The organism is Salmonella sp. SJTUF15570 (assembly GCF_043357055.1).
GTDB classification, from domain to species: Bacteria; Pseudomonadota; Gammaproteobacteria; order Enterobacterales; family Enterobacteriaceae; genus Salmonella; species Salmonella enterica.
On sequence record NZ_JBEUKJ010000009.1, the window covers coordinates 174,148 to 199,766 of the forward strand.

Below are 25,619 nucleotides of genomic sequence, written 5' to 3' on the forward strand. Positions count from 1 at the left end.
CAACGTAATCCGCATTGCGGTTAATTGAAATGGAAAAAGTATGAAGAACTGGAAAACGCTGCTTCTCGGTATCGCCATGATCGCGAATACCAGTTTCGCTGCCCCCCAGGTAGTCGATAAAGTCGCAGCCGTCGTCAATAATGGCGTCGTGCTGGAAAGCGACGTTGATGGCTTAATGCAATCAGTCAAACTCAACGCGGGTCAGGCAGGTCAGCAGCTTCCGGACGACGCCACGCTGCGTCACCAGATCCTGGAACGTTTGATTATGGATCAAATTATCCTGCAGATGGGTCAGAAGATGGGGGTGAAGATTACGGATGAGCAGTTGGATCAGGCCATCGCCAACATCGCCAAACAAAACAATATGACGATGGATCAGATGCGCAGCCGTCTGGCTTACGATGGGCTGAACTATTCAACCTACCGTAACCAGATTCGTAAAGAGATGATTATCTCTGAAGTGCGCAACAACGAGGTTCGTCGCCGTATCACCGTTTTGCCGCAAGAAGTTGACGCGCTGGCAAAACAGATTGGCACCCAAAACGACGCCAGCACCGAGCTGAACCTGAGCCATATCCTGATTGCTCTGCCGGAAAACCCAACCTCCGAGCAGGTTAACGACGCGCAGCGCCAGGCGGAAAGCATTGTTGAAGAAGCGCGTAACGGCGCAGATTTCGGCAAACTGGCGATTACCTACTCTGCCGACCAGCAGGCGCTAAAAGGCGGTCAGATGGGCTGGGGCCGTATCCAGGAGCTGCCGGGGATTTTCGCCCAGGCGCTGAGCACCGCGAAGAAAGGCGACATTGTCGGCCCGATTCGCTCCGGCGTCGGCTTCCACATTCTGAAAGTAAACGACCTGCGCGGTCAGAGCCAGAGTATCTCCGTGACCGAAGTTCACGCTCGTCACATTCTGCTTAAGCCGTCGCCTATCATGAACGATCAGCAGGCACGCCTGAAGCTGGAAGAAATCGCGGCTGACATTAAGAGTGGTAAAACCACCTTTGCCGCTGCGGCGAAAGAGTACTCTCAGGACCCGGGCTCCGCTAACCAGGGCGGTGATTTGGGTTGGGCTACGCCAGATATTTTCGATCCGGCGTTCCGCGACGCGCTGACGAAGCTGCATAAAGGCCAAATAAGCGCGCCGGTACACTCCTCTTTCGGCTGGCATCTGATCGAATTGCTGGATACGCGTAAGGTAGACAAAACCGATGCGGCGCAGAAAGATCGCGCTTATCGTATGCTGATGAACCGTAAGTTCTCAGAAGAAGCGGCGACCTGGATGCAAGAACAGCGCGCCAGCGCTTACGTTAAGATTTTGAGTAACTAATGAGCAGTGCGCAACGCGTTGTTATCACTCCCGGCGAACCCGCCGGGATTGGCCCCGATCTTGTCGTCCAACTGGCGCAACGCGCGTGGCCGATTGAACTGGTCGTCTGTGCGGACGGCGCGCTCCTGACGGAGCGGGCCGCCATGCTCGGCCTGCCCCTCTCGCTTCTCCCTTACTCGCCTGATGTCCCCGCTGCGCCGCAGCCCGCGGGAACGCTGACCCTATTGCCGGTCTCGCTGCGCGCGCCTGCCCTCCCCGGTCAGTTGACGGTAGAAAATGGCCCCTACGTGGTAGAGACGCTGGCGCGAGCGTGTGATGGCTGTCTGAACGGTGAATTTGCCGCGCTGATCACAGGCCCCGTGCACAAAGGCGTTATTAACGACGCAGGCATTCCGTTTACCGGTCATACCGAGTTTTTCGAAGAGCGTTCGCAGGCGAAAAAAGTCGTGATGATGCTGGCAACCGAAGAACTTCGCGTGGCGCTGGCGACCACGCATCTGCCGCTACGGGCGATTGCAGACGCCATCACCCCTGGGCTTTTGCACGAAGTGATTGCTATTTTGCATCACGATTTGCGGACCAAATTTGGTATTGCCGAACCGCGCATTCTTGTCTGTGGCCTGAATCCGCACGCAGGCGAAGGCGGTCATATGGGCACGGAAGAGATAGACACCATCATTCCGGTGCTCGACGAGCTGCGGGCGCAGGGGATGAAACTCAACGGGCCGCTACCTGCTGATACGCTGTTTCAGCCCAAATATCTCGATAATGCCGACGCGGTGCTGGCAATGTACCACGATCAGGGCCTGCCCGTGCTAAAATACCAAGGATTCGGTCGGGGAGTGAATATTACGCTCGGCCTACCTTTTATTCGAACCTCCGTTGACCACGGCACCGCGCTTGAACTGGCAGGCCGTGGAAAAGCGGATGTCGGCAGTTTTATTACGGCGCTTAATCTCGCCATCAAAATGATTGTTAATACCCAATGAATAATCGAGTCCATCAGGGCCATTTAGCCCGTAAACGCTTCGGGCAAAACTTTCTCAACGATCGGTTTGTGATCGACAGTATTGTTTCTGCTATTAATCCGCAAAAAGGCCAGGCGATGGTTGAAATCGGCCCCGGTCTGGCGGCGCTGACGGAGCCGGTCGGCGAACGACTGGATAAGCTCACGGTCATTGAACTTGACCGCGATCTGGCGGCGCGTTTGCAAACCCATCCGTTCTTAGGGCCGAAGCTGACTATTTATCAGCAGGACGCCATGACCATGAACTTTGGCGAACTGTCTGCGCAGTTGGGCCAACCGCTGCGTGTGTTCGGCAATCTGCCCTATAATATATCCACCCCGCTGATGTTCCATCTCTTTAGCTATACTGATGCCATTGCCGACATGCACTTTATGTTGCAAAAAGAAGTGGTAAATCGTTTGGTTGCAGGGCCGAACAGCAAAGCGTATGGTCGTTTAAGCGTGATGGCGCAATATTACTGTCAGGTGATCCCGGTGCTTGAAGTGCCGCCATCCGCCTTCACGCCGCCACCCAAAGTGGACTCCGCCGTGGTGCGTCTGGTTCCACACGCAACAATGCCTTACCCGGTTAAAGATATTCGCGTGTTGAGCCGTATTACCACCGAGGCCTTTAACCAGCGCCGTAAAACGATCCGTAATAGTCTCGGCAATCTTTTTAGCGTTGAGACGTTGACGGAAATGGGTATTGACCCGGCAATGCGCGCGGAAAATATCTCTGTCGCGCAGTACTGCCAGATGGCCAATTATCTGTCGGAAAACGCGCCTTTGAAGGAGAGTTAAACATGATCAATTCGCCCAGAGTGTGTATTCAGGTGCAAAGCGTCTACATTGAGGCGCAATCCTCACCTGACGATGAACGTTACGTTTTTGCCTATACCGTAACCATCCGCAATCTGGGCCGGGCGCCAGTGCAGCTATTGGGCCGCTACTGGCTAATTACCAATGGTCATGGCCGTGAAACTGAAGTCCAGGGCGAAGGTGTGGTTGGCGTCCAGCCGCGCATTGCGCCTGGCGAAGAGTATCAGTACACCAGCGGCGCGGTAATTGAAACGCCGCTGGGCACCATGCAGGGTCATTACGAAATGATCGATGAAAATGGCGACGCCTTTACCATCGACATTCCCGTGTTTCGACTCGCCGTCCCTACACTCATTCACTAAAATTATAACAATGGCAACTTATCTCATCGGCGACGTTCACGGTTGCTACGACGAACTGATCGCCTTATTACAGCAAGTGGAATTTACGCCAGATACAGACACTCTATGGCTGACTGGCGATTTGGTCGCCCGCGGTCCCGGTTCGCTGGACGTGTTACGCTACGTCAAATCGCTTGGCAATAGCGTGCGTTTGGTGCTGGGGAATCACGATTTACACCTGTTGGCCGTATTCGCCGGGATTAGCCGCAACAAACCTAAAGACCGGCTGACCCCGCTTCTTGAAGCGCCGGACGCCGATGAGCTGTTGAATTGGTTACGCCGTCAGCCGCTGTTGCAGGTAGATGAAGAGAAAAAGCTGGTCATGGCGCATGCGGGTATTACCCCGCAGTGGGATTTGCAGACGGCAAAAGAGTGCGCCCGCGATGTTGAAGCGGTGCTGTCGAGCGACTCGTACCCGTTTTTCCTCGACGCGATGTATGGTGATATGCCGAATAACTGGTCGCCGGAGTTAAGCGGTCTGGCGCGGCTACGCTTTATTACTAATGCTTTTACCCGTATGCGTTACTGCTTTCCTAACGGTCAACTGGATATGTACAGTAAAGCGTCGCCGGAAAATGCCCCTGCGCCGCTGAAGCCGTGGTTCGCCATTCCGGGGCCGGTGAGCGAGGCTTACAGTATTGCGTTCGGGCACTGGGCGTCGCTGGAAGGGAAAGGGACGCCGGAAGGTATTTACGCGCTGGATACCGGCTGCTGCTGGGGCGGGGAGTTGACCTGTTTACGTTGGGAAGATAAACAGTATTTTGTGCAGCCGTCAAACCGCCAGATGGATATGGGCGAAGGCGAAGCGGTCAACGCCTGATAGGTTTATGCCTGATGGCGCTACGCTTATCAGGCCTACATCTGTCTACATCTGGCTCAAGAGTAGGCCGGATAAGGCGTTTCGCCGCCATCCGGCACTACAGTATTAACGACGCTCCAGAATCTCGAAACAATAGCTGTGAGAATTCTGCGCGTCGGCATCGTGAAACTCACTGAATACCGATTCCCAGTCATCCGGTTCATAATCCGGAAAATGGGTATCGCCTTCGACTTCCGCATCAATATGCGTCAGATAAAGCTTCTGCGCCTTTGGCAGGAACTGCTCGTACACGCGCCCGCCGCCAATAACCATAATTTCCGGCGCATCGCCGCAAGCGGCAATCGCCTCATCGACAGACTTCACCCACTGCACGCGATCGTCGGTGCCCGGCTGGCTGCTGATAACAATATTTTTACGTCCCGGTAAGGGGCGCCCGATGGACTCCCAGGTGTGACGTCCCATGACGACAGGTTTATTTAACGTGTTACGTTTAAACCAGGCGAGATCGGCAGGCAGGTTCCACGGCATGGCGTTTTCCATACCGATGACGCGATCCACCGCTAACGCCGCAATCAGACTGATCATTAATTATTTCCTGATACAAAAAAAATTGCCGCCACTATACGTAAAGCGCAATCTTTCGTCGACTGACGAAAAGAGGATGAGCACGAAAATTTTTCGTTCTGCTGGCGACGCCACTCATTTGATGTGGAGCGCCAGCATTACAGTAGTTCAAAAACAGCCAATTAGCAGTAAAGTTTGCAGAACATCACATTTTTTACTTTAGATTGACGGTTTGACCTCGGGTTCATCAGCGGCCTCCCCGGAATGTTTGCCCTCAGCCGTTCCCTGCCAGCCGTGGCGCTGAATCAACGACAGATGCTCCCGGTCCTCGGTAATAATTTCGCTCAACATCGCGCTGGTACGTTTATAGGCGGCGGCGCGAGATAACGGATCGTTTTCCCCTTTCGCCATCTCTTCCACCATCCGGGTATTAAAATGACGGAACAGATCCGCGCGCTCGCGGGCTTCATAACGCCCCAGCCCCAGCGCCTCCAGCGCCTGTCGCCCGCTTTTGAGCGCGCCTTCGAAGGTTTCACGTTCGGGCATCGCCACACCAGCCTGGCGCAGGCGAATGTAATGATCGACATCACGGGCGCGGGCGATAATCTGCAGATGCGGGAAATGCGACTTCACCAGTTCACTCAGTTGCAAATTGGTTTGCGGATCGTCAATGGCGTTAATCAATACCTCCGCCTTCGCCGCTCCGGCAGATTCCAGTAAATCCATACGCGTCGCGTCGCCATAAAAAACCTTCATGCCGAATTTACGCAGCGTTTCGATATGATCGGGGTCGTGATCGAGCACCACCATCTTCACCCCGCTCGACAGCAGCAGACGCCCGGCTATCTGCCCAAATCGTCCAAACCCGGCCACAATAACCCGCGGCTGCTCTTCGTCGATTTCATCCGCCTCGCGCGCTTCACCCGTCGCGGTCTTCTCCATGCGCGTCAGCAGCACCAGAAAAATCGGCGTTGCCGCCATCGACAGCGCGACCGCCAGCGTCAGCGCTTTTGCCCATTCCGGCTCAAGTACATCCGCCATTTGCGCCGCGCCAAAAACCACAAACGCAAACTCACTTCCCTGGCCTAATAAGACGGCAAACCAGCGACGCTGTTTTGCCGGTACGCCCAGCGGCCTCGCGACCAGCCACAGCATGACGATTTTGATTGCCAGAAAACCGGCCAACAACAGCAGAATGCGCAGCGGATTCTCCACCAGCGTGCCGAAATCAATCGACATGCCGACGCCAATAAAGAACAACCCCAGCAGCAACCCCTTAAAGGGTTCAATATCGCTTTCCAGCGCATGACGGTATTCCGAACTCGCCAGCAGAACGCCCGCCAGGAACGCGCCCATCGCCATTGACAGCCCAACCTCTTCCAGCAACAGGCCGAAACCAAACACCAGAAATAGCGCCACGGCGCTGAACACCTCCCGCAAACCAGAACGCGCGACAAAGCGCAGCGCCGGGCGCGTAACGTAGCGTCCCAGCAGCACCACCAGCGCCAACGCGCCTGCGACTTTCAACGCCGACAGCGCAAACGCGCCAAGCGTGGTGGATGCGCCGCTGGCGGCCAGCAGCGGAATCATCGCCACCAGCGGGATCGCCGCGATATCCTGGAACAAGAGCACTGCGAATGCGCTACGTCCTACTTGTGAAACGGTCAGGTTACGCTCATTCATTGCCTGCATGGCGATAGCCGTGGACGAAAGCGCCAGCGTCATGCCAATCAGTTCCGCCACCTGCCAACGCAGGCCAAGAAACATACAGAACAGACCAATCAGTCCGCCGCAGACCACCATCTGTAACGCGCCGCCGCCAAATACCGAGGCGCGCAGCTTCCATAACCGTTGCGGGTCCAGCTCAAGCCCAATAACAAACAACATCAGCACGACGCCGATTTCCGCAAAATGCAGAATAGATTCGGCGTCCGTCACCAGCCGTAGCCCCCAGGGGCCGATAATGCAACCCGCAATCAGATACCCCAGCACCGATCCTAAGCCCAAACGTACCGCAATCGGCACAATCAGCGCCGCCGAACCAAGATAGATCAGCGCCTGCAGTAGAGTATGGCTATCCATGATTCACCTCCAGCCATGCCAGTAAACGCTGTTTATACTGACGCGCCTGCGCCTGTAAGGTGTCGTCATCGCAAATGAACGTGCAGTGCATGGCAAACGGCGGCAGCCATTTGAGGCCACAATAGAGCGCCGTCGCCTGTAGCGGCTGAGAAAGGACGTCAAATCCCGGATGGGAGCCGATAGCAAAGTGGTTTTCACCACCGCCGGTCGTTACCGCCCACAGCAGATGTTTACCATGCAATGCCGTACCGCCATGACCGTAAGCCCAGCCGTGGGTGAGGACTTTATCCATCCATAATTTGAGTAAAGGAGGGACGCTGTACCACTGCATCGGATGCTGCCAGACGATAAGACTCGCGCGCGACAGCACCTCCTGCTCGGCGGCAACGTCAATATTGAAATCGGGATAGAGGTGATAAAGCGAACGTATTTCGACGTTTTCCAGCGTCCCTGCCTGTTCAAGCATCCGTTTATTCGCATGAGAATGATGCGGATACGGATGCGCATAAATAATGAGGATCATGATTAGCCTGTGATGATCTGTTTTTTATTACAAAGTGTAGTGACAAATTCGCCAGGCTAATAGTGAATATTATTGAGCGGCTAACCAGAAAAAATTGAATTAACGCCAGCAAGGAGTTGGCGCCATCCAGCCCCGGAAGACGCCCTCGAAGGGCCGCAGGCGTTTGCGGAAAAGCGCGATCCGGTGTGGGAAGGTCGGTGATGATAGCAGCCTTAAATCGCTGACCAATCGGTTTAAGGCCTTCTTGTCGGGCGGCGCTGCGCTAAATTTGCCTGTAATGACTGTAATATCAATCCATTACATGATGACACAGGCCCAATAAGCGCAGCGCCAACAGCATCTGAACCTCCAGACACGCTGGATGCCAGATCGCCGACGCATAAATTAACCTAATGGGTCAGACACTTAGAGCCTGGCCCAGTAGGCGTAATTGTTGAAGCCAGTTTGGGGCCGACCAGCGCGCAGAAACCGGAGCGTACACGTAGTACGTGAGGATTTTGAGCACTGCCCGGTCCCAAAATGGCGAATAAAATAGCCTAATGGGCCAGGCTCTTAATCTTTCGCCATGCGGTTAAACTGCTCAATAGTAAGATCCCACGGCTCATGGGCCGCATCCGGCATAAAACTGCCGTCATCCACGCCAATTTCGTCTTTGATAATTTTATTCAGTTTTTCATTCATCGTAAGAATGAGATCCTGATATTTCTGTTTATCAGCAGCAAGGTTATGGTTCTCATCGGGATCATTTTTAAGATCGTAAAGTTCAAGATCGTTGTACTTAATAAGATCCTCCCAGGTTTCCGGCGTATTATGCTCCCTTAGCGAGAAATAACGCGCAAACTTATAACGGCCATCGTTAATCATCCGCGTCCCTGAACGATGGCTGAAATCAGGATGCAAATGGGATATTTCCTGCTTGATTTGCGCCACCGTTTTTTGTTTATCTCTTTGTAGCGCGATAACGCGGTGGAGATAATGGGCATCGGTATACAAGATCATGCCATAGCAATATAAGCTGGCATTTCTCACCGCATTAACCGCAACGCTCTCCGGGTTTTTTAGCAATCCGCTAAAATTAACGCCTTTGCGGTTGCCTAACGCCTGGTGCTGTTTTTCTTCCGGCAAACCGGTCAGCCCAACTAATGTCGGCGCGATATCAAGATGACAGGTCAACGCCTGACATTTCTTATTACCGGGGTACGCCGGGTGGGAAATAATCATCGGTACATGGATCTGTTCTTTATAAACGGAAGCGCCTTTACCGTGCATCTGATGGCTTCCGCCTAATTCGCCATGATCGGCAGTAAATACAACAATCGTTTTATCAGTTAACTTGAGGGCATCCAGTTCATTTAATATCCGGTCAAGGTGAGTATCACAATCGCGGATACAGTTGAAATAGTAGTCAAGCAGTTTACGCCAACGACGATCTTCATCAGGAAATTGCCCTTCCAGCGCAGCGCGCGCCGTCTGGTATTCAAGATGCGCCGGCGGTCTTCCCTGCTCATTGAATGATTGATGCCTGTTTGCCGGCAGCGGATAGTTCGGCCAGCTTGCCTGATAAAGCTCGTTTTCCGGCGGCTGCGTGGGCGCCAGGGTATTATCATCCTGATCCAACTCGCCACGCCACTGTACCTTTTCTCCCTCTTTATCGGTATCAATAAACATGACGTCATGAGGATTAACGAGGTTAACGGCCAGGAACCAGGGCTTGTGTTGGTCATTCAAGGGCTGCCCCTTGCATCTTAACCAATTTATAGTCTGAGCCGTGGTGGTTGAATCATAAAAATAGCCGCCTTTACTATGGCCTATAATATCGCCGATGCCGTGATAGTCAGCAAAACCATATTTTTCCATAATTTTATGTAATTCTGGTTCAGGAATATCCCCGACATCAATATCCTCATCTTTTTCGTCAGGCAAAGGCTTCTCCAGTTTTTCTGTAAGATGCCACTTACCTTTATAGGCCGTATAGTATCCCAGTTCCCGCATCATATGGCCTGTGGTTCCAAGAGCGGGGTCAAGGTCATAAGGCATCCAGGGTAATCCCAGATTATCAAACATCTTTGTCTGGGGCATATGTAAGCCGGTATACAATACGGAGCGGGAAGGCGTACAGACATTACTGGTATTCTGATGATTACAGAATGTCACCCCCGTTTTCATGAGCCGCTCTCTGCCGGGTACCGGGAAAGGAAACGTAGGAAAAAAACGCTCCTGGTCGGTCACGACTAACAGAATATTATATCCTTCTGGCAATTTTTCCGGGATTTCGCCAGTAAACGGTTTATCCCACGTCGGTTTCGCCTTGACGGCGCATTTTTCATCAGCCTTTACCGCGCCGGATAGCATACCGCCGGCGGCAAGAATACCGGCACTGGTTAACAGTTTCCTACGCGTAAGATCCGTCTCTTCTGCGGACAGATTTTTTTTATTACTCATATTATTATACCTGTAGTCAGTAACTTTATCACATATTCATTTATTACTGTACGAGGAAGCGTGGATATGTATCAATGCCTTCCGGGTAAGAATATGTGTTATAAATTGATTTGTATTTCAAATTAGAAATATATTAATAAATAACCATAATTCACTGAAAAATTATTTAGATGAAAAGTTCATTGTTTTTATTTTAGAGATACAACTGCAGACATTACTTCATAAAAAAATACATTATTAAACATACTCTATAGCGCTGTGTTCGTGCCTTTTCCCTTCAGCTACGGTGATTACCCTATGCCGCTACAATAAAATCGCCCCGAAAGAAACACTATCAGTAACAGGCCGCGCAACCATAGACATACAACCGGTAATATCACTCTGGGAAATTAAAACATAACTCAATTCTGTTATGTTGCTTATGAATAAAACTAGCGTATTGCCGCGTGATTCAATAAAAATTACGCCATTAAAAGAAATAATATAAAAACTATTATTTACAGGGGGTTAAGTTTCTTTTTAGCTGGCAGCGCATTATTTTACATTGACAACAACATAAAGAGGTGACTATAACAAGATATAAGACGGTCACACCAAATAAGACTATTTTCAGATAATCAACCGAGGTTATTACCCAAAATAATTCGAGTTGCTTAAAGGCGGCAAGGGAGTGAGTCACCAGGAGCATAGATAATTATGAGACTGAGGTGAGCGACAAATCTGCCGGGAGCAGATTTGAACGTCGCGTGCGACGGCCCGTCAGGGCGAGGCCCATGGGTGGGCCGAGTAATCCGTAGCCAACCCATAAGCAACCTGAAGTATGAAGGGGATAAATAATTTCGTTACGGATTACTGATATTGCGCAAACCTTATCATCAATGCAACAGGAACAGAACCATGAAAAAATGCATTATTGCCGCCGCATTACTGGCAACGGTTGCTTCATTTAGCACCCTTGCGGCAGAGCAGGTCTCTAAGCAAGAAATCAGCCACTTCAAACTGGTTAAGGTCGGCACCATAAATGTGTCCCAGAGTGGCGGGCAGATTTCCTCACCCACTGATTTACGCGAAAAACTGTCAGCATTAGCCGATGCGAAAGGCGGAAAATATTACCATATTATCGCTGCACGTGAGCATGGTCCGAATTTTGAAGCCGTTGCCGAAGTTTATAACGATGCGACGAAATAAAGCTCTGATTGCGCCATAACGAGGGCACAGGCATGAAATAATAAGAGAGCGCCAGCAAGGTGCCATGTTACGTCACAATCCACTCAGGGCCGTCTGGAAACAGATGCTGGCCCTCTTTTTTATCAACAGTTCATCCGGGGCAGGCAAGCCGTTGGAATGTGCGCGCGCAGGCAGTAAGCCCTTCGTGAATAAGACGGTTTTGCGGGCTGTTTTAAGGTAATATTTAGTGCGCTTTTACCTGCCTGAACCAGTAATTTTCCATTTTCGTTATCCATTTCCCCTTTTTATTTTTCGGTATTACGCCAGCCCAAAGTAATTGCAGCTGTCGGTTATAGGTTCCAATAGCGTGTCCACCATACGCCCCTTCAAATGCTATCACCATGGGTCCCTGCCCTTTTACCCCCTCTTGTCCTTCATGGCAATAAAGCGCGTTGCGGTGAGTCACGTCAAGTTCATACTGCACGTTCAGTTTCACACATTTTTCCCCGCAGCCTTCTACTGGCGGCAATATTGTCATGGTATAAGGCGGGTTATCTGCCGTGGTTTTCCATGTTCCGATCAGGTCTTTGCAGGCGTTTATCTCCGTAGCCCCGGAGGCGGCAGAAAATAGCGCGAGAAAATAAAAAGGTATTAGTTTCAGTTTCATTACAGACTCCTGTTCCTTATACCTCATCATTTATACCTAATCATAAGGATAAATGCCCTGCGATATGTTTTTTTCCGGGAAATGTTGAGCCGCTGTTCAGAGAAATGTCGATGAGTGTAACCTCATGTAAGCGGACAGCGCGGTGGGGAAAGCGGGAACACGGGCGAATGGTCTAACGTATTTCGACGTTTTCCGGCGTCCCTGCCTGTTCAGGCATCCGTTTATTCGCATGGGAATAAATGGATGCGCATAAAGAGAGAATATTATTGCGCGGCTAACCAGAAAAAATTGAATTAATTATCCAGCTCGCTCATATTTTTCAGCTGATCGCGGTTAATCTGTTCGGTTTTCCCGGTGGCGGCGTTTTTGTAAGACACCATACCGGTATCGTTATCGACCTCGGGTTTCCCGTCGGTGACAATAGTTTTGCCATCCGTGGTTTCAACCGCCTGGTTAGAAGAGCATCCTGCGACGGTGAATAGTGTTGCTGCGGTAAACAGTGCGGTCATAAGACGTTTTTGCATGGTGTTCTCCCTGCTTTTCAGTTGTTTTAGCATGTGACTGTTAACTGTAGCGTTATGGGCGAAAAGCAGGGAGAAATGCAGAACACTCTTAACGAGGGTTATCCGATGGCGTTCCGCGCAAAGTCATGTTTCCGGTCTGTGTTAGCGTCAAGCCGCGAGTTTCCGGGGCAAACATCACCGATACGCCAAGCCCGACTAACGAAATCAACGCGCCAATCAGCATGACGTTATTAATACCGTAACGAGTAATGAAAATCGGTAATGCCCAGGTGGAGACAATGGTTCCGATGCGGCTTAATGACATGATGACCCCCACGGCCGAAGCGCGAATATCCGTCGGGAAGAGTTCATTAGGATAAAGCCATTGCAGTATGCCCGGTCCGCCGGAAAAGAAGGCGTATACCGCAAACGCCACCACGACCAGTATGATGCCCAGATTTGACACCAGCCCCAGCAGCGCCAGCGCGATAGTCATCATGGCGAAGCTGCCAATAAGCAGAGGGCGACGGCCAATACTGTTTAGCCAGAACATCGCCGGTATACAGCCCAGCATAAAAAAGAGGCTAATCACCACATTGCCGAGCGCCGCGTTGCGCCCCTGCTCCCAGCCGAGTAACCCGACGATCTGCGGCCCAAAGGTATAGATAGCGAACATCGGGATCACCTGACAGGTCCAGATAGCCGCAACGAACAATACAAACGGAAAATGACGGCGGTTAAACAGTTGCAGGAAGCGGGTCTCCTGCGGCGGCTCATCGTCAAAGCAGACCGGTTCGCCGAACAGTTTGATCATCATTTGTTCGCACTCTTTTACCCGTCCTTTTCGCAATAGCCAGCGTGGCGATTCCGGCAGGTCAAAGCGGCCAATCAAAATGATTAAGCACGGGATAAAGGCGCTGCCAAGCATCCAGCGCCAGCCGCCTTCCATGTCATACAGCCAGTAACCCACCAGGTTGGCGCAGGTCGCGCCGACGTACCACATCGCGGCGATAAAACCGATGGAGAACGCGCGCTGGCGGGTGTTGGAAAACTCCGTAATCATGGAAGTGGCGATAGGGTAATCCGCGCCGATAACAATGCCAATTAAAACGCGCATCACCAGTAATTCAAGCGGCGTGGAAACAAACATGGTCGCCACGGAGATAACGCCGATAGCGATAATATCAAGCAGGAACATTTTACGCCGCCCGACTTTATCGCAAATATAGCCAAACAACGAGGTGCCGATAAACAGTCCGGCAAGCGTAGCCGCGCCGAGCGCGCCAATCCATTCAGCATCAAGGTGCAATAGCGGCGTCAGTTGTTCCAGCGCCACGCCAATGATCACCAGCACGTAGCCATCAAGGAACGGGCCGCCGCTTCCCCACAGCATAATTCTGCGATGAATGGAGGAGAATTTAAGGTCATCAAAGTTCCTGGGCTGCTGCATGGTGATGTCCTGTGTCAACACGGGCAAAGCGCATCTGTAGGCCGGATAAGGCGTTTCCGCCGCCATCCGGCATTGGCGCCACATGATTGCCGGATGGCGACGCTACCGCATCTTATCCGGCCTACGGGGGCACAACCTCGTACTTATTAGCCGTAGCGGAACTCCACGCCAAACGTCCCGCGTGGGTATTCCCATTTTTCCAGCGCCGTATCAAGGCCGAGGATCCGGCACGTTCCGCACTCCAGGCACCCGGCGTAATCAAAACGAACGCTACCGTCGTCCTGCTTTTTATACAGTCCCGCCGGACAGGCCTTAATCAGCACCTCCAGCGCCTGTTTATCAGGATCGGTTTTGAGAATGATGTGCGGGCTGTCTTCATCCACATTGAACTTATTGACGCCCAGTTTGACGTCCACATTGACGGGAGATGTCATAATACGGTCACTCCTTTCAGGCCATCTTTCATCAGGTTGATGAAGCCCACTTTCTTCGCATGGCGCAGGATTTTTTTACGCATTGGCACCGGAGCGGAGCCATCCACGGTGAACAGGTCGCGCGCGATACTGACCGCCATTTCGGGATAAGCGGTAAACATGCGGGGATTATCAAGAAAAGCCGGCAGTTTCTGATACATGCGCATATCGCGCATCGGACCTTCGTCCAGATGCTGACGGTATTCCCCCAACGACTGCTTGCTAAAATCGTCACGCTTCATCGCCGAAAGCACCGTCTTCGCCGCCGCTTCGCCTGCGGATATGGCGAGATCCATACCACGGATGGTAAAACCGAGGTTCATACACATGCCGGCAGCGTCTCCGGCAATCAGTACGCCATCGCCCACCAGTTCAGGCTGCATATTCATTCCCGCCTCGGGTACAACGTGTGCGGCATATTCCACCAGCTTGCCACCGGCGATCAGCGGCGCAACTGCCGGATGCTGTTTGAAATCTTCCAGCATTTGCGGGACCGATTTTTTCGCGTCTTTCAGATGATGAAGTCCACAGACCAGCCCCAGGGAAAGGGTTGTTTCATTCGTATACAGGAAGCCACCGCCCATCAGACCATCGGTTGGCGCCCCGGCAAACAGACAGGCGGCACCTTCGTTGCCCTGTAACTGGAAACGATCTTCAATGACCGACTTCGGCAATTCGATCAGTTCCTTCACGCCGACGGCAACATGCGATGCCTCAACACGCTTGGCCATGCCCAGCTTTTCAGCCAGCAGAGAATTCACCCCATCAGCGAGGATCACGACTTTGGCTTCCAGAATATCGCCATCGGCTTCCACGCCCACGACTTTGCCATCACGCTGAACGACGTTATCGACGCGAATACCGGTGATCAGTTGCGCCCCCGCCTCTTCGGCCTGCTCCATCAGCCAGGCGTCAAATTTACTGCGCAAAACGGAATAAGAAACCTGCGACGCTGAAGCATCTTCACCATTGCAGTAGTCGATAGTCATCGCCCCGTTGTCGGTCATAAAGGCGAGTTTTTCGTGGGTGATCATGCGTTCAATGGGGGCCTGATCCGCAAAGCCGGGAATGATGCGTTCCAGGCTATGTGCATACAAACGCCCACCGGTGACATTCTTCGCGCCAGCAGAATTGCCGCGCTCGATAACCAGCACCTGTGCACCTTCGCGAGCAAGCACCAGCGCCGCAACCGAACCGGCCAGACCTGCACCCACGATGATGGCATCAAAGATATCTTCGGACATACGTACTCCTGTCAGCGGCAGGATACCTTCGCATCCTGCCCGAAATGGTTTATCGCGCTAAGGCAGCCGTCAGCGCAGGCAGGATCTTCAGCGCATCGCCAACGATGCCAAAATCCGCATACTGGAAGATTGGCGCGTTTTTATCTTTGTTGATGGCGAAAATCGTCTGCGCGCCGTTGGCGCCGACCATGTGTTGGATCTGCCCGGAGATCCCCACCGCCAGATACAGTTCAGGTTTGAGCATCAGGTTGGAGATACCGACGTAGCGCTCGTGCTCCATCCACTTCTCGTTTTCCGCCACCGGGCGGGAACAGGCCAGCTCGGCACCAATCGTCTGGCACAGCGCTTCGGCCAGCGAGATATTCTCTTTGCTGCCGATGCCGCGTCCCACGCTGACCACCAGACGCGCTTTGTCGAGGTCAACGCTGTTGCTCTGACGCGCCTGGGTTGCGGTGCGGGTCACGGCAGTGGCCGGAGCCTGCCACTGCACGGTGTGCATCTCGCCGCTGCGAGAAGCATCCGGTTGTTGTGCGTCAAACGTTCCGCTGCTGAGCGTGATCACGGCAAACGGCGAAGCGATGGTTTCTGCCCCTATCGCCAGACCGCCGTAGACCATATGTTTAACCGCCGCTTTTCCATCCTGCAGGGCGACTTCGCTGGCATCGTTGGAAACCGCAGCCGACAAGCGATAGCCCAGCTTTGCCGCCAACAGCTTGCCCCGACGCGTATTCGGCAGCAGCACCGCGCCGCCCTCGCTATGCTGACGAATAGTCTCAGCCATCGCAGCAGCGTAGTCTTCGATCATGCGGTCTTCTGGTTTGCCGCTGAGCAGCCAGACATGATCCGCGCCCAAATGGCATGCTGTCGCGCTGTCCGCTTCGTTCAGTACGAACGCGTTAACTTTTTCACCTACAGCCTGCGCGCTACTCATCAGTTCGGGCAGACGAGAAGGGGTATCGCTGAATACCCAGACACTGGAAAATTTGTTCATAACATCCCCTGATAATTAAATGATTTTGCGCAGATTCTCGACAAACGCGGCGATTTGTTCTTCACCGTCACCTTCAATCACCACGCGCTGACGCTCGCGCTGCTTCGGTGCGGCAACCTGTTGTGCGGAATACGCGGGTACGCTGTTCAGCCCGATATCCGCAGGCGACCAGACCTGAACCGGTTTTTTCGCCGCGCCAAGAATGGCTTTCATCGAAGGGATTTGTGGGGTGTTAATGTCGGTGGAAACCGCGATCACCGCCGGGAGCGGGATGCTCAGCGTTTCAACTTCATCTTCCAGTTCGCGTTCTACTGTCAATGTGCTGTCGGTAAGAGAGAGGATTTTACTCACGCCGTTAATCGCCGGAATGTTCAGCGCTTCGCCCACCAGCAAACCAACCTGCTGAGCATAAAGATCGGAAGAACCGTCGCCGCAGATAAGTAGATCGAAACCTGATTTTTGCGCGGCAGCGGCCAGCGCGGTAGCGGTGTGTTGCGGCAGCGCCTGCTCAAATTGATCGTCGATGACCACAATCAGTTCATCAGGGCCACGAGAGAGGACATCTTTGCGCCCTTTTGCATTAGTCAGCGCTTTGCCGCCAACGCTCATGGCGACAACCTGAGCGTCTCCCAACTGCTGTTTTAACTGGCAAGCAGCTTCAATTGCATTCAGATCATATTGGCTGATTTTGCTATCCGCTTTGCTGAAATCGAGTGTTCCGTCAGCATTATTAATCGCAATATCCTGCTCATCAGGTACGCATTTGTAGCAAGTAATTATCTTCATTGCATCTCCAGAAATCATGAAGGAAACGTATTTATATCGGCGGTGTTAAATACAGATATCACGCTCTTTAATTCGGAAATAAAACCTTAATCACCAATATTGAAAATGTCACACATTGATATTCGTAACTTTCAATAGTGTTACGCACCTCACCAATATTGAAAGAAATATGCCAAATATGAAAATTTTCAATATTGTTTGCTGGCTCAACAATATTGAACGCCAGATACTTAAAAAAGTTAAAAAACCACAACCAAATAATTGATAAATAAAGAAAAAATCAAAATTTAAACACAAAATAATCAACGCAAAAAAGTGTGACGAAGATAACAGAATCACCCGAAATGAATACCCATTATGAGTTACTCATTGAGGCGTCCCAGAGGTTAAAAACTTATCAACAAATCATTAATAATAAATAAACAAACGTTCATGGACTGGCACGCTAAATAAATTTCGTTTTCACACTGGAATTCACTTATGAAAAATGAAAAGAAAAAATCGGGAATTGAACCGAAGGTTTTTTTTCCGCCATTAATAATTGTCGGGATACTTTGCTGGCTAACAGTCAGAGATCTTGATGCCGCTAACGTCGTTATTAATGCGGTATTCAGTTATGTCACCAACGTCTGGGGTTGGGCATTTGAATGGTATATGGTCGTCATGCTCTTCGGCTGGTTCTGGCTGGTTTTTGGCCCCTATGCCAAAAAGAGATTAGGTGACGAAAAACCGGAGTTTAGCACCGCCAGCTGGATTTTCATGATGTTCGCCTCCTGTACATCCGCTGCGGTTCTGTTCTGGGGCTCTATTGAGATCTACTACTATATCTCCACCCCGCCGTTCGGTCTGGAACCCAATTCCACGGGCGCGAAAGAGATAGGTCTGGCGTACAGCCTGTTCCACTGGGGGCCATTGCCGTGGGCAACCTATAGCTTCCTTTCCGTGGCCTTCGCCTACTTCTTCTTTGTACGCAAGATGGATGTCATCCGCCCCAGCTCCACGCTGGTACCGCTCGTCGGTGAAAAGCATGCGAAAGGGTTGTTCGGTACCATCGTCGATAACTTCTACCTGGTGGCGCTGATCTTCGCGATGGGCACCAGCCTCGGTCTGGCTACCCCGCTGGTCACCGAGTGTATGCAATGGCTGTTCGGTATTCCGCATACGCTGCAATTGGATGCCATCATCATTACCTGCTGGATCATTCTGAACGCGATTTGCGTGGCCTGCGGCCTGCAAAAAGGGGTCAGAATCGCCAGCGATGTGCGTAGCTACCTGAGCTTCCTGATGCTCGGCTGGGTGTTTATCGTCAGCGGCGCCAGCTTCATCATGAACTACTTCACCGACTCCGTCGGGATGCTGTTAATGCATCTGCCACGGATGCTGTTCTATACCGACGCCATCGGTAAAGGCGGCTTCCCACAGGGCTGGACCGTTTTCTACTGGGCGTGGTGGGTTATTTACGCCATCCAGATGAGTATCTTCCTGGCCCGTATTTCCCGTGGTCGTACCGTACGTGAACTGTGCTTCGGGATGGTGATGGGCCTGACCGCGTCTACCTGGATCCTGTGGACAGTCCTTGGCAGTAACACGCTGCTGCTGATGGATAAAAACATCCTCAACATCCCGCAACTCATTGAGCAACACGGCGTGGCGCGCGCCATTATCGAAACCTGGGCCGCCTTGCCGCTCAGCACCGCCACCATGTGGGGCTTCTTCATCCTCTGCTTTATTGCCACCGTCACGCTGATTAACGCCTGCTCTTACACCCTGGCGATGTCGACCTGTCGCGAAGTTCGCGATGGTGAAGAGCCGCCTCTGTTAGTGCGTATCGGCTGGTCAGTGCTGGTCGGCATCATCGGTATCGTTCTGCTGGCGCTGGGTGGTTTGAAGCCGATTCAGACCGCGATTATCGCCGGAGGATGCCCGCTGTTCTTCGTCAACATTATGGTGACGCTGTCCTTTATTAAAGACGCCAAAGTGCACTGGAAAGACAAGTAATTCTTATTAACCCAATTGATCAAGAGGCTGAAAGATGGATTTCAACTTAAATGACGAACAGGAGCTGTTTGTCGCCGGTATTCGCGAACTGATGGCCAGTGAGAACTGGGAAGCTTATTTTGCCGAGTGCGATCGTGACAGCGTCTACCCTGAGCGTTTTGTAAAAGCGCTGGCGGATATGGGTATTGATAGCCTGCTGATCCCGGAGGAACACGGCGGTCTGGAAGCGGGTTTTGTTACCGTCGCCGCCGTCTGGATGGAGCTGGGACGTCTTGGCGCGCCAACTTACGTGTTGTACCAATTGCCAGGAGGTTTTAACACTTTCCTGCGTGAAGGGACTCAGGAGCAAATTGATAAAATCATGGCCTTCCGGGGCACCGGTAAGCAGATGTGGAACTCTGCTATCACCGAACCAGGAGCGGGATCGGATGTTGGTAGTCTGAAAACCACTTATACGCGCAAAAATGGTAAGGTTTATCTCAATGGCAGTAAGTGCTTTATCACCAGTAGCGCCTATACCCCGTACATCGTGGTCATGGCGAGAGACGGTGCATCGCCGGATAAACCGGTTTACACCGAGTGGTTTGTGGACATGAGCAAAGCAGGTATCAAGGTCAACAAACTGGAGAAACTCGGTCTGCGCATGGATAGCTGCTGTGAAATCACCTTTGACGACGTTGAACTGGACGAGAAAGACATGTTCGGTCGGGAAGGTAACGGCTTCAACCGCGTGAAAGAAGAGTTTGACCATGAGCGCTTCCTCGTCGCGCTGACCAACTACGGTACCGCAATGTGCGCTTTTGAAGACGCTGCGCGTTATGCGAATCAGCGCGTGCAGTTTGGTGAAGCTATTGGCCGTTTCCAGCTGATTCAGGAGAAGTTTGCGCATATGGCGATCAAACTGAACTCCATGAAAAATATGCTGCTGGAAGCCGCGTGGAAAGCGGATAACGGCACCATTACCTCCGGCGACGCGGCAATGTGCAAATACTTCTGCGCCAACGCCGCGTTTGAAGTGGTAGACACCGCCATGCAGGTACTGGGAGGTGTTGGTATCGCGGGCAACCACCGCATCACGCGTTTCTGGCGTGACCTGCGCGTTGACCGTGTTTCTGGTGGTTCTGACGAAATGCAGATCCTGACGTTGGGTCGTGCGGTACTCAAGCAATACCGCTAATCGATCCCTTGTAGGCCTGATAAGACGCGGGGCGTCGCCATCAGGCAATCATGCCGGATGGCGCTGTGCTTATCCGGCCTACATACCGCAAAAAATGCCAGGAGAAAAATGATGAATCATTTACCAATGCCAACCTTTGGCCCGCTTGCTGGGGTACGCGTTGTTTTTTCAGGAATCGAAATCGCCGGTCCATTCGCCGGACAGATGTTCGCCGAATGGGGCGCCGAGGTTATCTGGATTGAAAACGTCGCATGGGCCGATACCATCCGCGTACAGCCTAACTACCCGCAGCTCTCACGCCGCAACCTGCACGCCCTGTCGCTGAATATTTTCAAAGATGAAGGTCGGGAAGCGTTTCTGAAACTGATGGAAACCACCGATATTTTCATTGAAGCCAGTAAAGGCCCGGCCTTTGCCCGCCGTGGTATTACTGATGAAGTGCTGTGGGAACATAACCCGAAACTGGTCATTGCCCACCTTTCCGGCTTCGGCCAGTATGGTACCGAGGAGTACACCAATCTTCCGGCGTATAACACCATCGCGCAGGCATTCAGTGGTTATCTGATCCAAAACGGCGACGTTGATCAGCCGATGCCAGCCTTCCCGTATACCGCCGATTACTTCTCCGGGATGACCGCGACGACAGCCGCGCTGGCAGCCCTGCACAAAGTACGCGAAACGGGTAAAGGTGAAAGCATCGATATCGCCATGTACGAAGTGATGCTGCGCATGGGTCAGTACTTCATGATGGACTACTTCAACGGCGGCGAAATCTGTCCACGTATGACGAAAGGGAAAGACCCCTACTACGCCGGTTGCGGCCTGTATAAATGCGCCGATGGTTACATCGTCATGGAGTTGGTCGGCATCACGCAAATCAACGAGTGTTTTAAAGATATTGGCCTGGCGCACATTCTCGGTACGCCGGAAGTTCCGGAAGGCACGCAGCTCATCCATCGCGTGGAATGCCCTTACGGCCCGCTCGTCGAAGAGAAACTGGACGCCTGGCTGGCAACACACACCATCGCCGACGTTCAGGCGCGTTTTGCTGAGCTGAATATCGCCTGTGCGAAGGTGCTCACCATTCCGGAACTGGAAGGTAATCCGCAGTACGTTGCCCGCGAATCGATTACTCAGTGGCAAACAATGGACGGTCGCACCTGTAAAGGGCCGAACATCATGCCGAAATTTAAAAACAACCCGGGGAAAATCTGGCGTGGCATGCCGTCACACGGCATGGATACCGCCGCCATTCTGAAAAACATTGGTTATAGCGAAGCAGATATTAAGGAACTGGTCGGCAAAGGCCTGGCCAAAGTTGAGGATTAAACGCGATGCGCTAATCGGTTTTCCGGTTAGCGCTCACGCCTGATTTCAGTGGATAAAGCAATATGGATATCGTTGGCGGACAAAACTTACGTCAGATGTGGGACGACCTGGCCGGGGTGTACGGAGATAAAACGGCGCTAATTTTCGAATCCTGTGAGGGAATCGTTCGGCAGTTTAGCTATGCCTCGCTCAATGAAGAGATTAACCGCACGGCGAACCTTTTTTATTCCTTAGGGATCCGCAAGGGTGATAGGGTCGCGCTGCATCTGGATAACTGTCCGGAATTCATCTTTTGCTGGTTTGGACTGGCAAAAATCGGCGCCATTATGGTACCGATTAATGCCCGCTTACTGGGCGAAGAAAGCGCCTGGATCCTGCAAAACAGCCAGGTGAGTCTGCTGGTTACCAGCGTCCAGTTTTATCCTATGTACCGTGAAATACGCCAGGACAATAGCACTCCGCTTAATCATATCTGTCTGATTGGCGAGCAGCTTCCGGCTGACGATGGCGTGAGCCACTTTTCCCAACTGCAAGCACGTCAATCGGCCACGCTGTGCTATACGCCCGCGTTATCCACTGACGATACGGCGGAAATTCTGTTTACCTCCGGTACTACCTCGCGTCCAAAAGGGGTGGTGATTACCCACTATAACCTGCGTTTTGCAGGCTACTACTCTGCCTGGCAAATCGCCCTGCGCGATGATGACGTGTACATGACGGTGATGCCCGCTTTTCATATCGACTGCCAGTGTACCGCCGCAATGCCAGCCTTTTCCGCCGGCAGCACCTTTGTGCTCCTGGAGAAGTACAGCGCCAGGGCCTTCTGGGATCAGGTACGTAAATATCAGGCGACGGTGACCGAGTGCATCCCGATGATGATCCGCACGCTGATGGTCCAGCCCGCCGCACCAACGGACAGGCAGCATCACCTGCGCGAAGTGATGTTCTATCTCAATTTATCCGAGCAGGAAAAAGACGATTTTACCGAACGCTTTGGCGTCAGGCTGCTGACCTCTTATGGTATGACTGAAACCATTGTCGGAATTATTGGCGACCGTCCCGGAGACAAACGGCGCTGGCCTTCCATTGGTCGCGTGGGTTTTAGCTATGAAGCTGAAATTCGCGACGATCAAAATCGCCCGCTGCCCGCCGGAGAAATTGGCGAAATCTGTATTAAAGGCATTCCCGGCAAGACTATCTTCAAAGAGTATTACATGCAGCCGGAGGCAACCGCCAGGGCGCTGGAACCAGAGGGCTGGTTACATACCGGTGATTCGGGTTACCAGGATGAGGATGGCTATTTTTATTTCGTCGACAGGCGCTGCAACATGATTAAACGCGGCGGGGAAAATGTCTCCTGCGTCGAGCTGGAAAATATTATTTCTGCGCATCCGAAAATTCAGGACATTGTGGTGGTCGGTATTAAAGACGCGATCCGTGATGAGGCCATTAAAGCGTTTATCGTCCTTAATGAAGGTGAAACATTAAGCGAAGCCGAGTTTTTCAGCTTTTGCGAAAACAATATGGCGAAATTCAAGGTTCCCTCTTTTATGGAGATCAGAACCGACCTGCCGCGCAACTGTTCAGGAAAAATAATCAAAAAAAATCTGAAATAAACCTTCCGGCAGGAATCCTTCCCGCCGGGAAACTATTTATCTGGAGATGAACTATGAGTGAGTCATTACATCTGACCCGTAACGGCCCGATCCTGGAAATTACCCTTGACCGACCTAAAGCGAATGCCATTGACGCCAAAACCAGCTTTGCAATGGGTGAAGCTTTTCTTAATTTCCGTGACGATCCGGAATTACGCGTAGCAATCATTACCGGCGGCGGGGAGAAATTCTTTTCTGCTGGCTGGGACTTAAAAGCGGCAGCGGAAGGTGAAGCGCCGGATGCCGATTTTGGTCCCGGCGGCTTTGCTGGTTTAACCGAAATATTTGACCTCGATAAGCCGGTTATCGCCGCGGTGAACGGCTACGCGTTTGGCGGCGGTTTTGAGCTGGCGCTGGCGGCGGACTTTATTGTCTGCGCCGAAAACGCCAGCTTCGCGCTGCCGGAAGCCAAGCTCGGCATCGTGCCTGACAGCGGCGGCGTATTGCGTCTGCCTAAGCTGCTGCCACCGGCTATCGTCAACGAAATGGTAATGACCGGCAGACGAATGAGCGCCGAAGAAGCGCTGCGTTGGGGAGTCGTGAACCGCGTTGTCAGCCAGAGCGAACTGATGGATAGCGCGCGCGAACTGGCGCAACAACTGGTCAATAGCGCCCCGCTGGCTATCGCGGCGCTGAAAGAGATTTATCGCGCGACCAGCGAAATGCCGGTAGAAGAAGGCTACCGCTACATCCGCAGCGGCGTGCTGAAGCATTATCCGTCGGTACTGCATTCAGAAGATGCGCTCGAAGGACCGCAGGCATTTGCCGAAAAACGCGATCCGGTGTGGAAAGGTCGTTAATGTGACTATGCCGGATGGCGCTTCGCTCATCCGGCCTACAGCACATGCGCAACCGTAGGCCGGATAAGGTGTTTACGCTGCCATCCAGCAAAAAACCGAGGTACAACTATGAGCTATTACGCCTTTGAAGGACTGATCCCGGTGGTGCATCCGGACGCGTTTGTCCATCCCAGCGCCGTGCTGATTGGCGATGTCATCGTGGGCGCCGGTGTTTATATTGGCCCACTCGCGTCATTGCGTGGGGATTATGGTCGCCTGATCCTGGAGGCAGGCTCTAATCTGCAGGATGGCTGCATTATGCATGGCTACTGCGATACCGATACCATCGTGCATGAAAACGGCCATATCGGCCACGGCGCTATTCTACATGGCTGCGTGGTGGGACGGGACGCCCTGGTCGGCATGAATAGCGTCATTATGGACGGCGCAGTGATTGGCGAAGAGAGCATTGTCGCCGCCATGAGTTTTGTCAAAGCCGGATTTCAGGGTGAGGCAAGGCAACTGCTGGTGGGGTCACCGGCGCGCGTACTACGCCAGGTTACGGACCAGGAGCTGCACTGGAAACGCCTCAATACCAAAGAATATCAGGATCTTGCGATCCGTTGTCGAACGGGGTTATCTGAAACGAAGCCGTTAACGCAGGTCGAAGAAAACCGACCGCGCCTGAAAGGCACGACGGACGTGAAGCCAAAATCAGCACAGTAATTGATGCCGGATGCGCTCACGCTTATCCGGCCTACGCGTCAATTACCGTTTACCCCGCCATCAGGTTAAACAGACAATTAGCGACGCATACTCTTGGAGAGCATCATCTGCCATTTCTGCTCACGGTTTAGCTCTGTGGGGGGAACGGCAGACAGTCGCGGCGCTTTCGCCACGCTCACTTTTCTTTCCTGCAAATTATGATTCAATCGGCGATAGAGTTGAGAGTCGATACTCACGACTTTCACCAGACGCTGGCACTGGCAGCCTCGTCCTGCAATTTGGTTAGGGATCATCTTCACTTCACAAACAATTTCCCCCACTTCTGACAGAATATAGGAGAGCGTATTAATTGCTTTGCAATGTTCAATATCAAATTGACGGGAAATCTCCCTGGCAGTGATCCATCGGTTCTCTGCCATCATCCAGTCAGCAATTAACAAATAAAGCGGTCTTTCAACATATTTTTCACACATAAGCACACCATTTCACAAATTAAAAATCTGGCTACGGCCTGTCCAAACTAATAAAAACTAAGCCATATTAAAATTGTGGATATGCAAGATAGTATGCGACTTAAATATTGATTAGTGTGAGCAATATCGTGCTTATTACATTGAAAATGTGGTTACGGAAACGGACTTCTCCAGGAATGACCTTACGCAAGATAAAAAAAGGGTTTCTTTACAGAAA

The 25,619-nt window shown here is 52.1% G+C and carries 24 protein-coding genes and 1 pseudogene; 13 read left to right on the top strand and 12 right to left on the bottom strand.

What is annotated here, in order from left to right; translation table 11 throughout:
• Nucleotides 1-40 precede the first annotated feature (40 nt).
• The 5 genes from surA to apaH are packed head-to-tail and all read left to right on the top strand — an operon-like array spanning nucleotide 41 to nucleotide 4,373.
• A complete protein-coding gene (gene surA, locus ABVN44_RS18175) occupies nucleotides 41-1,327 on the top strand; it encodes a peptidylprolyl isomerase SurA (RefSeq protein WP_000800482.1) in 1,287 nt (428 codons plus the stop codon).
• Nucleotides 1,327-2,316, top strand: a complete 990-nt coding sequence (gene pdxA / locus ABVN44_RS18180) for a 4-hydroxythreonine-4-phosphate dehydrogenase PdxA (RefSeq protein WP_023232477.1) — start codon at nucleotides 1,327-1,329, stop codon at nucleotides 2,314-2,316. Before surA ends, pdxA begins: the two co-directional genes overlap by 1 nt.
• A complete protein-coding gene (gene rsmA / locus ABVN44_RS18185; protein ID WP_001065397.1) occupies nucleotides 2,313-3,134 on the top strand; it encodes a 16S rRNA (adenine(1518)-N(6)/adenine(1519)-N(6))-dimethyltransferase RsmA in 822 nt (273 codons plus the stop codon). The genes pdxA and rsmA overlap by 4 nt, the downstream gene beginning before the upstream one ends.
• A gap of 2 nt (nucleotides 3,135-3,136) precedes the next feature.
• A complete protein-coding gene (apaG, locus tag ABVN44_RS18190) occupies nucleotides 3,137-3,514 on the top strand; it encodes a Co2+/Mg2+ efflux protein ApaG (RefSeq protein WP_000610894.1) in 378 nt (125 codons plus the stop codon).
• Nucleotides 3,515-3,524: 10 nt separating this feature from the next.
• Nucleotides 3,525-4,373: a bis(5'-nucleosyl)-tetraphosphatase (symmetrical) ApaH gene (apaH, locus tag ABVN44_RS18195; RefSeq protein WP_000257211.1), complete on the top strand. Its 849-nt coding sequence runs from the start codon at nucleotides 3,525-3,527 to the stop codon at nucleotides 4,371-4,373.
• Between the two features lie 105 nt (nucleotides 4,374-4,478).
• On the opposite strand, the gene folA is transcribed toward apaH, so the two are convergent.
• The 3 genes from folA to kefF form a co-directional block, all read right to left on the bottom strand.
• Nucleotides 4,479-4,958 (bottom strand): type 3 dihydrofolate reductase, encoded by a 480-nt coding sequence (gene folA / locus ABVN44_RS18200; RefSeq protein ID WP_000624379.1) that lies wholly within the window; start codon nucleotides 4,956-4,958, stop codon nucleotides 4,479-4,481.
• Between the two features lie 198 nt (nucleotides 4,959-5,156).
• Complete coding sequence (gene kefC, locus ABVN44_RS18205) at nucleotides 5,157-7,019, bottom strand: glutathione-regulated potassium-efflux system protein KefC (RefSeq protein ID WP_000377163.1); 1,863 nt, start codon at nucleotides 7,017-7,019, stop codon at nucleotides 5,157-5,159.
• Complete coding sequence (kefF, locus tag ABVN44_RS18210) at nucleotides 7,012-7,542, bottom strand: glutathione-regulated potassium-efflux system oxidoreductase KefF (RefSeq protein WP_023232476.1); 531 nt, start codon at nucleotides 7,540-7,542, stop codon at nucleotides 7,012-7,014. Before kefF ends, kefC begins: the two co-directional genes overlap by 8 nt.
• A 135-nt stretch (nucleotides 7,543-7,677) precedes the next feature.
• Here kefF and ABVN44_RS18215 point away from each other — a divergent pair.
• A pseudogene (locus ABVN44_RS18215) lies at nucleotides 7,678-7,743 on the top strand (hypothetical protein); the annotation flags it as partial.
• 351 nt (nucleotides 7,744-8,094) lie between these two features.
• Here ABVN44_RS18215 and ABVN44_RS18220 read toward each other — a convergent pair.
• Nucleotides 8,095-9,984, bottom strand: a complete 1,890-nt coding sequence (locus tag ABVN44_RS18220; RefSeq protein WP_001658528.1) for a sulfatase-like hydrolase/transferase — start codon at nucleotides 9,982-9,984, stop codon at nucleotides 8,095-8,097.
• Nucleotides 9,985-10,881: 897 nt separating this feature from the next.
• Between ABVN44_RS18220 and srfN the strand changes: the two genes are divergently transcribed.
• Nucleotides 10,882-11,172 (top strand): DUF1471 family virulence protein SrfN, encoded by a 291-nt coding sequence (gene srfN, locus ABVN44_RS18225; protein ID WP_000710534.1) that lies wholly within the window; start codon nucleotides 10,882-10,884, stop codon nucleotides 11,170-11,172.
• Nucleotides 11,173-11,395: 223 nt separating this feature from the next.
• Here the strand turns inward: srfN and ABVN44_RS18230 are convergent, their stop codons facing one another.
• From ABVN44_RS18230 to ABVN44_RS18260, 7 genes are all read right to left on the bottom strand, one after another.
• Nucleotides 11,396-11,812 carry a hypothetical protein gene (locus ABVN44_RS18230; RefSeq protein ID WP_161460226.1) on the bottom strand — a complete coding sequence of 139 codons (417 nt, stop codon included), beginning with the start codon at nucleotides 11,810-11,812 and terminating at the stop codon, nucleotides 11,396-11,398.
• A 299-nt stretch (nucleotides 11,813-12,111) separates the two neighbouring features.
• Nucleotides 12,112-12,342 carry a YgdI/YgdR family lipoprotein gene (locus ABVN44_RS18235; protein WP_001172089.1) on the bottom strand — a complete coding sequence of 77 codons (231 nt, stop codon included), beginning with the start codon at nucleotides 12,340-12,342 and terminating at the stop codon, nucleotides 12,112-12,114.
• Nucleotides 12,343-12,430: 88 nt separating this feature from the next.
• A complete protein-coding gene (locus ABVN44_RS18240; protein WP_001187057.1) occupies nucleotides 12,431-13,771 on the bottom strand; it encodes an MFS transporter in 1,341 nt (446 codons plus the stop codon).
• Nucleotides 13,772-13,917: 146 nt separating this feature from the next.
• On the bottom strand, nucleotides 13,918-14,205 hold the full coding sequence (fixX, locus tag ABVN44_RS18245) for a ferredoxin-like protein FixX (RefSeq protein ID WP_000203736.1): 288 nt from the start codon (nucleotides 14,203-14,205) through the stop codon (nucleotides 13,918-13,920).
• Nucleotides 14,202-15,488, bottom strand: coding sequence for an FAD-dependent oxidoreductase (locus ABVN44_RS18250; RefSeq protein ID WP_001287774.1), 1,287 nt, complete (start codon nucleotides 15,486-15,488; stop codon nucleotides 14,202-14,204). Before ABVN44_RS18250 ends, fixX begins: the two co-directional genes overlap by 4 nt.
• A 49-nt stretch (nucleotides 15,489-15,537) precedes the next feature.
• Nucleotides 15,538-16,479, bottom strand: a complete 942-nt coding sequence (locus ABVN44_RS18255) for an electron transfer flavoprotein subunit alpha/FixB family protein (RefSeq protein WP_023232475.1) — start codon at nucleotides 16,477-16,479, stop codon at nucleotides 15,538-15,540.
• A 15-nt stretch (nucleotides 16,480-16,494) separates the two neighbouring features.
• Nucleotides 16,495-17,265 carry an electron transfer flavoprotein FixA gene (locus ABVN44_RS18260; protein ID WP_000692185.1) on the bottom strand — a complete coding sequence of 257 codons (771 nt, stop codon included), beginning with the start codon at nucleotides 17,263-17,265 and terminating at the stop codon, nucleotides 16,495-16,497.
• A 480-nt stretch (nucleotides 17,266-17,745) separates the two neighbouring features.
• On the opposite strand from ABVN44_RS18260, the gene caiT reads away from it, so the two are divergent.
• The 6 genes from caiT (at nucleotide 17,746) to caiE (ending at nucleotide 24,929) form a co-directional block, all read left to right on the top strand.
• Nucleotides 17,746-19,263: an L-carnitine/gamma-butyrobetaine antiporter gene (caiT, locus tag ABVN44_RS18265; RefSeq protein WP_000787073.1), complete on the top strand. Its 1,518-nt coding sequence runs from the start codon at nucleotides 17,746-17,748 to the stop codon at nucleotides 19,261-19,263.
• 34 nt (nucleotides 19,264-19,297) lie between these two features.
• Complete coding sequence (caiA, locus tag ABVN44_RS18270) at nucleotides 19,298-20,440, top strand: crotonobetainyl-CoA dehydrogenase (RefSeq protein WP_000347134.1); 1,143 nt, start codon at nucleotides 19,298-19,300, stop codon at nucleotides 20,438-20,440.
• Between the two features lie 111 nt (nucleotides 20,441-20,551).
• Nucleotides 20,552-21,769, top strand: coding sequence for an L-carnitine CoA-transferase (gene caiB, locus ABVN44_RS18275; RefSeq protein ID WP_001016212.1), 1,218 nt, complete (start codon nucleotides 20,552-20,554; stop codon nucleotides 21,767-21,769).
• 62 nt (nucleotides 21,770-21,831) lie between these two features.
• The gene (gene caiC / locus ABVN44_RS18280) at nucleotides 21,832-23,385 is read left to right on the top strand and encodes a crotonobetaine/carnitine-CoA ligase (RefSeq protein ID WP_000355818.1); all 1,554 of its coding nucleotides are present in this window, start codon (nucleotides 21,832-21,834) and stop codon (nucleotides 23,383-23,385) included.
• A 53-nt stretch (nucleotides 23,386-23,438) separates the two neighbouring features.
• Nucleotides 23,439-24,224 carry a crotonobetainyl-CoA hydratase gene (gene caiD, locus ABVN44_RS18285; RefSeq protein WP_000004383.1) on the top strand — a complete coding sequence of 262 codons (786 nt, stop codon included), beginning with the start codon at nucleotides 23,439-23,441 and terminating at the stop codon, nucleotides 24,222-24,224.
• A 108-nt stretch (nucleotides 24,225-24,332) separates the two neighbouring features.
• The gene (gene caiE / locus ABVN44_RS18290; protein ID WP_000122863.1) at nucleotides 24,333-24,929 is read left to right on the top strand and encodes a carnitine operon protein CaiE; all 597 of its coding nucleotides are present in this window, start codon (nucleotides 24,333-24,335) and stop codon (nucleotides 24,927-24,929) included.
• Between the two features lie 77 nt (nucleotides 24,930-25,006).
• On the opposite strand, the gene caiF is transcribed toward caiE, so the two are convergent.
• A complete protein-coding gene (caiF, locus tag ABVN44_RS18295; protein ID WP_000333324.1) occupies nucleotides 25,007-25,402 on the bottom strand; it encodes a carnitine metabolism transcriptional regulator CaiF in 396 nt (131 codons plus the stop codon).
• Nucleotides 25,403-25,619 lie beyond the last annotated feature (217 nt).

Coding starts and splice junctions, on each gene's coding strand:
- ABVN44_RS18250 (WP_001287774.1), bottom strand. CDS start 15,488: ATGTCCGAAGATATCTTTGATGCCATCATCGTGGGTGCAGGTCTGGCC.
- caiC (WP_000355818.1), top strand. CDS start 21,832: ATGGATATCGTTGGCGGACAAAACTTACGTCAGATGTGGGACGACCTG.
- folA (WP_000624379.1), bottom strand. CDS start 4,958: ATGATCAGTCTGATTGCGGCGTTAGCGGTGGATCGCGTCATCGGTATG.
- pdxA (WP_023232477.1), top strand. CDS start 1,327: ATGAGCAGTGCGCAACGCGTTGTTATCACTCCCGGCGAACCCGCCGGG.
- caiB (WP_001016212.1), top strand. CDS start 20,552: ATGAATCATTTACCAATGCCAACCTTTGGCCCGCTTGCTGGGGTACGC.
- caiF (WP_000333324.1), bottom strand. CDS start 25,402: ATGTGTGAAAAATATGTTGAAAGACCGCTTTATTTGTTAATTGCTGAC.
- caiT (WP_000787073.1), top strand. CDS start 17,746: ATGAAAAATGAAAAGAAAAAATCGGGAATTGAACCGAAGGTTTTTTTT.
- kefF (WP_023232476.1), bottom strand. CDS start 7,542: ATGATCCTCATTATTTATGCGCATCCGTATCCGCATCATTCTCATGCG.
- rsmA (WP_001065397.1), top strand. CDS start 2,313: ATGAATAATCGAGTCCATCAGGGCCATTTAGCCCGTAAACGCTTCGGG.
- surA (WP_000800482.1), top strand. CDS start 41: ATGAAGAACTGGAAAACGCTGCTTCTCGGTATCGCCATGATCGCGAAT.
- ABVN44_RS18220 (WP_001658528.1), bottom strand. CDS start 9,984: ATGAGTAATAAAAAAAATCTGTCCGCAGAAGAGACGGATCTTACGCGT.
- srfN (WP_000710534.1), top strand. CDS start 10,882: ATGAAAAAATGCATTATTGCCGCCGCATTACTGGCAACGGTTGCTTCA.
- apaH (WP_000257211.1), top strand. CDS start 3,525: ATGGCAACTTATCTCATCGGCGACGTTCACGGTTGCTACGACGAACTG.
- ABVN44_RS18260 (WP_000692185.1), bottom strand. CDS start 17,265: ATGAAGATAATTACTTGCTACAAATGCGTACCTGATGAGCAGGATATT.
- ABVN44_RS18240 (WP_001187057.1), bottom strand. CDS start 13,771: ATGCAGCAGCCCAGGAACTTTGATGACCTTAAATTCTCCTCCATTCAT.
- caiD (WP_000004383.1), top strand. CDS start 23,439: ATGAGTGAGTCATTACATCTGACCCGTAACGGCCCGATCCTGGAAATT.
- caiA (WP_000347134.1), top strand. CDS start 19,298: ATGGATTTCAACTTAAATGACGAACAGGAGCTGTTTGTCGCCGGTATT.
- fixX (WP_000203736.1), bottom strand. CDS start 14,205: ATGACATCTCCCGTCAATGTGGACGTCAAACTGGGCGTCAATAAGTTC.
- kefC (WP_000377163.1), bottom strand. CDS start 7,019: ATGGATAGCCATACTCTACTGCAGGCGCTGATCTATCTTGGTTCGGCG.
- apaG (WP_000610894.1), top strand. CDS start 3,137: ATGATCAATTCGCCCAGAGTGTGTATTCAGGTGCAAAGCGTCTACATT.
- ABVN44_RS18255 (WP_023232475.1), bottom strand. CDS start 16,479: ATGAACAAATTTTCCAGTGTCTGGGTATTCAGCGATACCCCTTCTCGT.
- caiE (WP_000122863.1), top strand. CDS start 24,333: ATGAGCTATTACGCCTTTGAAGGACTGATCCCGGTGGTGCATCCGGAC.
- ABVN44_RS18235 (WP_001172089.1), bottom strand. CDS start 12,342: ATGCAAAAACGTCTTATGACCGCACTGTTTACCGCAGCAACACTATTC.